The following is a 1,709-nucleotide window of genomic DNA, read 5'->3' on the forward strand; positions in this document are numbered from 1 at the left end:
GAAGAGGTCGCCGAGCAGCATGCCCACGGCGTTGTCGCCGATGTTCTGGTAGAGCCGCGGGCCCAGCTGGGCGTTGTCGAAGGCGATGAAGTCACCGTCCGGGCAGTAGAAGGCGGCGCCGCCGGCGGAGCTGTCCGGCGCGTCGCACTCCGGGGGTGTGTCGGTGAAGGCCTGCACCTGCAGCGTGCGCCAGGGCTGCTGGGCGAGTTTCGGGTACGTGTTCGACCAGTAGTCCTGAGCGTCCGCGGTGAGCGAGTTGACCGCGTCAGCGTACGGGAGATCGCCACCGGTGGCGGCGTCGTCCCGGTTGGTGAACGGCACCTCGGTGACCGGCAGGTTGTCCCGGCGGTAAGCGGCGCACGTGCTGACGTTCTTCTCCACGCCGTCCTGCAGCGCGCGGATGCGGTCGAAGGCGTTGCCGTGCGCCTGCGGGTTCTGCGCGGACGTCCCCGGCTGGTCGCGTAGCAGCAGGAGCCCGGCCACGGTGTTGTCGAGCTCGGCCGGCGTCACGTCCGTGAAGGCGGCGGACCGCCCGGCCAGCACGTCGGCGGTCCAGGCGCCGGCGAAGCAGTCGGCTTGCTGCTCCAGCACGACGGTCGGCTGGTCGGTGAGGCCGAGCCGGGTCTGCACGGCGTGGCCGTACTCGTGGGCGATCACGACGCCCACCAGCAGCGGCCCGAACTGCTCCTGCAGCTGCGGGATCAGGGTCTGTGCGTCCCACGCGATGAAGTCGCCGTCCGGGCAGTAGAACGCGTTCGGCTGGTACTCGCCCGGCTGGCCGCCACACGCGGGGGGCGGCTTGCTCTCGGTGTAGGGGTGATAGCCGCCCTTGACGGGCTTGAACGCCGTGCCCTCGCTCAGCTCCGGGTAGGCGGTGGTCCAGAATCGCTCGACGTCCTTGATCGAGCGGGTCACGACGTCGCTCGAGGCGGCGCTCACGCGCTGCGACGTCTCGGGGGCGGCGGACTCCCGCACCGACACGCATCCCGCGACGGCGGGCAGCGACAGAACCGCGAGGAGAGCGGAGAGAAGGCGGTACGCAGGCATGCCGTCGCCTACCCCGCCATGCGCCCGGTATGCGCCCGGCATGCGGGCCGGTGTGCGGGCCGGTGTGCGGGCCGGGGCCGCGTTAGAGCAGGTTCGCTGCGGGTAACCGCCGGCATGGACAGCACCCAGTGGACCGCAGTAGCCGAAACGCTGCAGGCGGTGGGCTTTCCCGCGAACCGGCAGGACCTCATCAACCACGCGCGTCAGCAGCCGGCCGACGACCGCACCATCGAGCTGATCACCGCACTACCGGTCGGCATCTACCGCAACCTGGTGGACGTCCGCGACCGCCTGTGGGCCGTGGCGTCTTAAGCTGACCTGTCACAGGTGATCAGGAAGTCGTCGGGGGCGTGCGGCGGGTCCTCGGCGTCGCGGGCCGGGTCGTAGCCGAGATCCGCCATCGTCGTGTCGATTCCCCACCGCCGCCGGGCCGCCCACGACACGGCGTTGTAGACGCCCGACCGTACCTCGGTCTCCAATGCGCCGGTCACGATCCGCTGTAGGTCCGCCGGCTGCAGCCAGCCGGCGGCGGCCTGCTCGGGCGTCGCCTCCGGGGCGCACAAGCCCAGCCGCAGCCCGATCAGCGACATGTCGGTCCGGTATTCGTACGCCCGGGCCAGCGCCTCGACGAAGGCCTTCGACGCGCCGTAGGAGCAGCACGG

At 71.2% G+C, this 1,709-nt stretch carries 2 protein-coding genes and 1 pseudogene; 1 reads left to right on the forward strand and 2 read right to left on the reverse strand.

Annotation, left to right across the window (positions count from 1 at the left end; all coding sequences use genetic code 11):
- A partial coding sequence (locus tag AB0M20_RS41935) for a neutral zinc metallopeptidase (RefSeq protein WP_364306937.1) occupies positions 1-1,047 on the reverse strand: 1,047 nt, incomplete at its 3' end.
- A gap of 114 nt (positions 1,048-1,161) precedes the next feature.
- On the opposite strand from AB0M20_RS41935, the gene AB0M20_RS41940 reads away from it, so the two are divergent.
- On the forward strand, positions 1,162-1,359 hold the full coding sequence (locus AB0M20_RS41940) for a DUF2795 domain-containing protein (RefSeq protein ID WP_364306938.1): 198 nt from the start codon (positions 1,162-1,164) through the stop codon (positions 1,357-1,359).
- Here the strand turns inward: AB0M20_RS41940 and AB0M20_RS41945 are convergent.
- Positions 1,356-1,709 (reverse strand): annotated as a pseudogene (locus AB0M20_RS41945) (hypothetical protein); the annotation flags it as partial. The gene AB0M20_RS41940 and the pseudogene AB0M20_RS41945 sit on opposite strands and share 4 nt — an antisense overlap.

Source organism: Actinoplanes sp. NPDC051633 (assembly GCF_040681735.1).
In the GTDB taxonomy this organism is placed as follows: Bacteria; Actinomycetota; Actinomycetes; order Mycobacteriales; family Micromonosporaceae; genus Actinoplanes.

Coding starts and splice junctions, on each gene's coding strand:
- AB0M20_RS41940 (WP_364306938.1), top strand. CDS start 1,162: ATGGACAGCACCCAGTGGACCGCAGTAGCCGAAACGCTGCAGGCGGTG.